The 6,534-nt window shown below is 48.5% G+C and carries 7 protein-coding genes and 1 other RNA gene; 3 read left to right on the top strand and 5 right to left on the bottom strand.

Annotated features, from left to right (window positions below):
* From GX659_05220 to GX659_05210, 3 genes are all read left to right on the top strand, one after another.
* Window positions 1-384 (top strand): hypothetical protein (locus GX659_05220; protein NLD28188.1); only part of this gene is annotated, 384 nt, incomplete at its 5' end.
* Between the two features lie 13 nt (window positions 385-397).
* Window positions 398-1,120, top strand: coding sequence for a hypothetical protein (locus GX659_05215; GenBank protein ID NLD28187.1), 723 nt, complete (start codon window positions 398-400; stop codon window positions 1,118-1,120).
* Window positions 1,121-1,131: 11 nt separating this feature from the next.
* On the top strand, window positions 1,132-2,730 hold the full coding sequence (locus GX659_05210) for a hypothetical protein (protein NLD28186.1): 1,599 nt from the start codon (window positions 1,132-1,134) through the stop codon (window positions 2,728-2,730).
* Between the two features lie 77 nt (window positions 2,731-2,807).
* On the opposite strand, the gene GX659_05205 is transcribed toward GX659_05210, so the two are convergent.
* The 5 genes from GX659_05205 to GX659_05185 all read right to left on the bottom strand — a co-directional run.
* A complete protein-coding gene (locus tag GX659_05205) occupies window positions 2,808-3,776 on the bottom strand; it encodes a phosphate/phosphite/phosphonate ABC transporter substrate-binding protein (protein NLD28185.1) in 969 nt (322 codons plus the stop codon).
* Between the two features lie 36 nt (window positions 3,777-3,812).
* Window positions 3,813-5,195 carry a hypothetical protein gene (locus GX659_05200; GenBank protein NLD28184.1) on the bottom strand — a complete coding sequence of 461 codons (1,383 nt, stop codon included), beginning with the start codon at window positions 5,193-5,195 and terminating at the stop codon, window positions 3,813-3,815.
* A 178-nt stretch (window positions 5,196-5,373) separates the two neighbouring features.
* Window positions 5,374-5,720: a transfer-messenger RNA gene (gene ssrA, locus GX659_05195) on the bottom strand.
* Between the two features lie 78 nt (window positions 5,721-5,798).
* Entirely contained in the window at window positions 5,799-6,260 is a 462-nt protein-coding gene (gene smpB / locus GX659_05190; protein ID NLD28183.1) for an SsrA-binding protein SmpB, read from the bottom strand.
* A gap of 3 nt (window positions 6,261-6,263) precedes the next feature.
* On the bottom strand, window positions 6,264-6,534 hold a 271-nt coding region (locus GX659_05185), incomplete at its 5' end, for a hypothetical protein (GenBank protein NLD28182.1).

Here is a 6,534-nt window from a genome sequence, read left to right as displayed (position 1 = left end):
TTTTCACGCGGCGGAGAAAACGCCTATGCCCAGGCTTTCAAAAGGCTGTCGAAAGAAATTTTGGAAAAATCGGCCATACTCTACATAAAGGTTTCATACGAGGAGTCGTGGCGGCGGAATATAGCCAGATACGAGGAAAAGAAGAAGCACTCCATATTGGCGCACATGGCGACCAAAAGGGTGATGGAGGCGTTCTACAAGACCGATGACTGGGATGCTGTGACCAAGTCCCGAAGCTCAGGTTACATAAATGCGGATGGGGTGAATGTCCCGTTCGTAACGGTTCTCAACGAACCTGAAATCAAGGATCCTGTCTTGCTGAGCAAGAGATATGAGGATGCGATGGGGGCGCTCTACGAGCTTTTCCGAAACAGGCGATCTTGAAGAAAGGAACGATATGAATATCTTCAGAAACCTTTTTATACTCGGAAGACCGGCTGCAGGAAAGTCCGAATTTATCGACTATATGAAAAAGCTTACGCGCGACGAGCGGGCGTCGCTGTTTCATATAGGAGAATTTGAAGAGGTGGATGATTTCCCGTGGATATGGGAGGCATGCACTGAGGATGATAAGAGGGAAGCCAGAGGAGAGGCCAGGCTTTATTCAGAACATACCGAAGAGGGATATAATCTCACCGTTCCCAAATTTCGCAGCTCTCAGATGGGTAAGTTCAACGAGGCGATATTGAAGCGTGCATCCGATGAAAACTTTTTCAAAACCGGAACGCTGCTGATAGAATTTGCCAGAGGCAAGGATGACGGTTTTATGGATAGCCTTTCCAAGATAGATTTATCCATCCTTAAAGACGCAGCTATACTCTATATAGATGTGTCATTTGAAGAGTCATACAGAAAAAACTCTGCCCGCTACAAAAAGGACGAGAAAGGCTCGATACTCTTTCATAAGGTTCCGGACAAGGATATGTACGGTTTCTTCATAGAGAATGATTGGAAAAAAATTACCTATGGAAAATCTCATGGGTATTTAAGCGTGTGTGGTGTCGATGTTCCATTCGTATCCATGCCCAACGAACCGGAGTCCAAAGACGATGCCGTATTGAAGGAGAGGTATGGTTCTGCTTTAGCGATGCTATGGCAGTTGAATTCCGGCAAGCGATGAAAAGGTGACAGATGACGGCAAACCTGATCAAAAACGCAATAGGCAGGTATATCCCGGAATCCTACAGACCCTTTAAAGGTCCCGACATAGATTATGTTCCCAAGTTTATTCCCGAAGTTTTCAGGGGCACCAGGACCGAAAGCAAAGTTCGCGGATCTATACGCGATGCGATAGAGAGGACGGGGCTTGTTGATGGCGATACGATATCGTTTCATCACGGCTTGAGAAATGGAGATGCCGTCCTCGAACAGGTTATGCGCGTAATCATAGATATGAACTTCAGGAACCTCGTTCTTGCTCCGACATCGCTCTTTCCATGCCATATCCCGATAATAATGGAAGCGATAGAAAAGGGAGTCGTCGTGCAGATTCGCGGCGGATCGGTTCGCGGCGATCTCGGGTATCTCATAGCATCCGGTGGGATGAAACACATCTTTGAAACGAGAAGCCATTCCGGCAGGGCAGCCGATATTGAAACCGGTCAACTCGAAATAGACGTGGCTTTTTGCGCAGCGAGCTCCTCAGATAGATTCGGCAACTGCAACGGGTGGCGCGGGTTGCCCAATTCCGTCTTTGGATTTGCTTCATTCATGGTCCCCGATGCTAAATTTTCGCGTAAAGGCTTTGTCGTTTTGACGGATGACCTTATCAGCGGAATCTCCCCATACCTATCGATAGGCATGCAGCAGGTCACCGACGTGGTGGAGGTTCCTACTATCGGCGATAACCACGGGCTTTCCTCAGGTGAAACGGCTACGCAGAACATCACTCCCGAGAGGCTTAAGACTCTTTCGAATATAGTATCTGTTGTTAAGGCCATGGAGATAAAAGATCGACTGCCGTGTGTGCAGCTTGGCTCTGGAACGGGGCTTGCTGCTATCAACCATCTGGCGAAAGAAGGGATTTCTATCGATATGATGATAGGCGGAGTCACGGAGGATCTCATCGCTGCGGTAAATGCTGGTCTCGTGAAACAGCTTTATAACGGACAGTGTTTCGATCGCGTCGCAGCGATAACGATGAGGTCTATGTGGCATGTAAATACCCCGATGGACATGCTTCAATACGGGTCGCCTTACAGGGCGCCGGTTACAGGTCTTCTGGATGTGGCTCTTTTGGGAGCGATAGAGGTTGATAGAAATTTTGACGTCAATGTAACCACGTTCTCAAACGGGATCCCATCCAAGGCGATAGGCGGTCATACTGAAGTTGCGCATGGTGCGTCGGTAGTGATAGTTCAGGCGCCGCTTAACAGGAGAGGAAATATAATTTTAAGGGATAGCGTTACGACCGTTTCTACGCCAGGGAGATATTTTGTGGATTTCATAATGACTCCGGATGGAATGATCATCAATGATCAAAAAACTAACGCCAAGGCGGCGAGAAATATTGAACTCAAAAAGAAGATGCAGGGATACGGAGTGAAATTCGTGTCCATGGATGAAGCGGTGTCGCTGGCCAAGTCGAAGGCTTCAGAGTTTCCAAAGCCGCTCAAACCGGTGTTTGGTGACAGGGTTGTGGGCGTTGTAAAATATCTCGATGGCACCGCCCTCGATTCGATCCGCGAGGTGAAAAACGTAGAAGAGATCAGGGCTCAAAAGGGGAAATAGTTTTTTATCGATCGCATAAAAAGCGCCCCGCGTAGAAGCTACGCAGGGCGTTTTGTTTGTGCGATGCTTATCGGCGATTAGTATTCCAGCCATGCTTCAGCATTTTTTCTGTAGAAGGTTATCCCGCCCGGCACTACCTCATCAATAGATTTGCCCAGCTCCTTGAGGGTTTCCCTCACGTCATCATAGTTTGCATTGTCGGCCAGTGCGAGTCCGGTAACATTGTAAAGGTTTAGCAGAGCATCTCTTCCTTCGGGAGTCTTGGCGAATGATATGACTGCTCCAACGAGCTTGGCCTTCACGTCTTCCGGGAGATCCTTTCTCAGTGTCACTGGGCCGTTTGGTATTTCATCGGTGAGTGCGAGAATTTTTATCTTCGTCATTATGTCAGGATACTTTTTTAAAAATTCTATACGAGCATCTTTTTCCTCACCCAAGATTCCAGGGCGTGAATGATAAGTGGCGGCGGCATCCACCTGTCCGTTGTATAGCATCTCTATCCCCTTGAGATGTCCGCCGGCGAATACGGTATCTTTGACCTTGACCTTGTTTTCGTTAAGCAGCTTGAGAGGATATAAATATCCTCCTGCTGAAAAGGGATCTGCAAAGGCGATCTTTTTTCCGTTCAGATCCGAAATGTCGTTGATTTCGCTATCGGCGCGAACCAGAATTTCACCGCGATAGGTTCTGTAGACATCGTCATAGAGCATCTGCAGATATGCTTCGGCCTTGGCCCAGTCATGTGCCATAAGATATCCAAGTGTATTTATGAATGCGATGTCAGCCTTTTTTTCGCCGAAGTTTTTTATGATCGTTATGAAGTCGGGCGCTTCGATAGTTTCTACGCTAAGCCCCGAGTTTGCCTCGATATATTTTTCCAATACTGGGGCGTACTGTTTGTAGAGATCGGTTCCCTTGAGGGGCATGAAATAAAATCTCACCGGATTGGAGCTGCTTCCGACCTCACCGCGCCTCCTGTCGCAGGACTGCATTCCAAGCGCCATCACGACCGCCATTACGACCATCAAAGTCTTTGCAATCTTCATATCATCCTCCCGATTTTTGGTATCGTGTTTTGGTTGTCAGTATGAACATCTTATTTCACCGGTTTTAATCCTGTACGGCAGTCCTCCTCCGAAGGGCTCGTAGTAAGTGGTGCCGCCGATCGTTCGCTTTATTATAAAATACATCGTCGTCAATTTAGCGGTACTCGCTTTCAAATTTTCGGGAATGGCATTTTCAGGAATAAGGACCTTCAAACTAATTTCAGGGGCTTTGTCCCATAATTCGGCCGGTATAGATGCTGCCGGCACGGCCATTTCCTCCTTCCAATCGGGAACCTTCGCTCTCATTGTCGATGGAATTATTTCCGGATCGATGAAATATGGCGACGGCCTTTTTTCGACCTCTTCAAGCAGCCACATGCAGGTCTTGTATTCCGAAGCTTGGAGTGTAGCTGGTGCCTGAGTCGCACAGAACATCGAAAGCACCCTCAAATCCATCTGATCTAGGTCGCTCTCGGTTCGGAATTTTTTTTCGTCCCGATCGAGGGCCTTTCTGAAATTCTCCGGCTTTTTCCCTGCGTAAGCCTTGATTATAGCCACGTGAGGATCAAGCCCGCTTTTTATGAAATTGGCGTAGGCATCCCAATCAACCGAGAACGGATCATTTTTGCGAAGTGACATCAAAGCCCTGGCAAACGGAAGGCGGCCTCGAAGGAGCGTCAGGATGGCTGTCTCTTCGCCGTAGTGGTAGGTGACCTTTCTTGGGTCGGTTACGTCTATTTCGGTTCGAAAATTTTTAACCCGGCGGAGCATCTCTTCATCTTCGGTGGCGCGATAGAGCATCATCCTGCCGAGCGCGTCGGCGAATCCTTCGTCAAACCATGGTATGTACGAGTGGTATCCTTTTGCGGAGGCGGCCTTTTCCTGCATGACATGATTAGCTTCATGCATAGTTACGTACTCCGGCATTCCCGGGGTAACCTGGCTTCTTTTGAAATAGATTCCGAATGGAACGCCCAGCTCTTTCGCTTCTGAATGATTGACGTTGAACGCAAACCAGTCGGCATCTTTGTAAATTTCGCTGTGACCTTCGAAATAGTATTCGATCACCTTGGGGGTGGTGAATTCAAGATCATTCAAACCATAATACCTCTTAGCCATCGCTGGAAGAGACTGTGCCATCTTTTCGAAAACGGGTTCTATCCTATATTCAGGCTCCATTTTGGAAACTCTGTCGGCAACTGTTGCGATATCTTTTTTAAAAATTTCCGATGCGTCAGGATCGGAAGGGCCTGCAACCGAAAGCAGTTTTGCGGCTGTGGATTCCGGGTTGAAATCGCCATCGAGTTTATCTCCGGATAGCGAGCTCGTGATGATGTCAGTCAGTTTGCCGGCGGGGTAAAGATGTATTCCCCCATCGGAGATCGCTGACCTTATGGCGCCTCTTTCTGAAAGCTTCATCGTCTCTCCTTTCGTTGTATCCAGGAGGTAATCTAACAGAGAGGGGGATGTTGCCAAGCATTAATCGGCAATTTTGGAAATTTGTACATTCCCCGAAAGCGGGTCATCGCAATTGATAACTACTTAATTTGACAGGATAAATTTGAGGCGCCGAGCCGACTCGAAACGGCCTGGCGCCCTGTGGACGCGGAGGGAATTGCACCCTCGTCCGCGAATACTTCATGCACGCATCTACATGCTTGTTCCCCGTTTTGAATTTCACCGTCGTCGGCTCCCGGGGACGGGATAAAACGCCGGCTATCCTCACTGGTTCTCGCCTAGCCTCGCAGAGGAGGACTCGGTTCGGCAAAGCCTGCTAATTGGCGCCTTACGGGTCAGTAGGCGTCGCCCGCTTGGCGGCTGCTTATTGTTAAGCAGCTAGGGCGTAAGATTCGCCGTTTGGTTTTTTGCCATCAGTTTTCGACTTGATGACGGGTCGGCATGCCACGTGCACCCCATAATCCGCGTCGAAATCTATTCGCGCCCGGAAATCCTTATTTTAAAAGAGCTGGAGCGAAACGGTACTCTATAAAGGATCGGCAGTCAAGTCTGCCGGCATAGGGGTCAGCGCTTCATCATCCTGGCTATGGTCCGATTGGTCTCACGTCTTTTTATGGATTCGCGTTTGTCAAATTTCTGTTTTCCCTTGCCAAGGGCCAGCTCGACCTTAGCCTTTCCCTTTTTGAAATATATCATGGTTGGGATGAGCGTCAGTCCCTTCTGTTTGAGTTTTCCTTCCAGTTTGTCGATCTCCCTCGCATGAAGCAGGAGTTTTCTGGTTCTGCGAGGCTCATGGTTTGTATAGGTTGCTGGTGGGTACTGGGCGATATGTGCGTGATGTAAAAATACCTCGCCGCTCTTTATGACTGCGTAGGAATCTGCGAGGCTGCCGTGTCCGTCGCGAAGGCTCTTGACCTCGCTGCCAGTAAGAACCATTCCGGCCTCTATCTTTTCGACGATCTCATACTGGAAGAATGCCTTCTTGTTCTTGGCGATTATTTTTATTCCAGGGTTATCCTTGGCCATTTGTTATGCACAGCTCCATGGATTTCTTTTGAATGAGTTCCAGCTCGCTATGTCCGATAGCCGCTTTCTAGGTTTGGCGTCAGGTTTTTCATCGGGATATCCGATTGTGACTATAGCCACGACATAGCAATGCCGCGGTACATCGAGAACGGGGCATATATCGTCCTGTTCATAGAGCGCTATCCAACAGCTGCCGAGCCCTTCATCAGCTGCGGCCATTACTATATGATCAGCTGCTATCGAGGCATCCCGGACGCTTTTTAAAAGAAGGTTT

This window comes from Myxococcales bacterium (assembly GCA_012513515.1).
Taxonomy (GTDB): Bacteria; UBA10199; UBA10199; order 2-02-FULL-44-16; family JAAZCA01; genus JAAZCA01.
The sequence above is the reverse complement of the archived record's forward strand: the minus strand, read 5'-3'. Positions and strand labels throughout refer to the sequence as shown.

Excerpts from the sequence above, each read along its gene's own strand:
- GX659_05215 (NLD28187.1), top strand. The coding sequence starts at position 398 with ATGAATATCTTCAGAAACCTTTTTATACTCGGAAGACCGGCTGCAGGA.
- GX659_05210 (NLD28186.1), top strand. The coding sequence starts at position 1,132 with ATGACGGCAAACCTGATCAAAAACGCAATAGGCAGGTATATCCCGGAA.
- GX659_05205 (NLD28185.1), bottom strand. The coding sequence starts at position 3,776 with ATGAAGATTGCAAAGACTTTGATGGTCGTAATGGCGGTCGTGATGGCG.
- GX659_05200 (NLD28184.1), bottom strand. The coding sequence starts at position 5,195 with ATGAAGCTTTCAGAAAGAGGCGCCATAAGGTCAGCGATCTCCGATGGG.
- smpB (NLD28183.1), bottom strand. The coding sequence starts at position 6,260 with ATGGCCAAGGATAACCCTGGAATAAAAATAATCGCCAAGAACAAGAAG.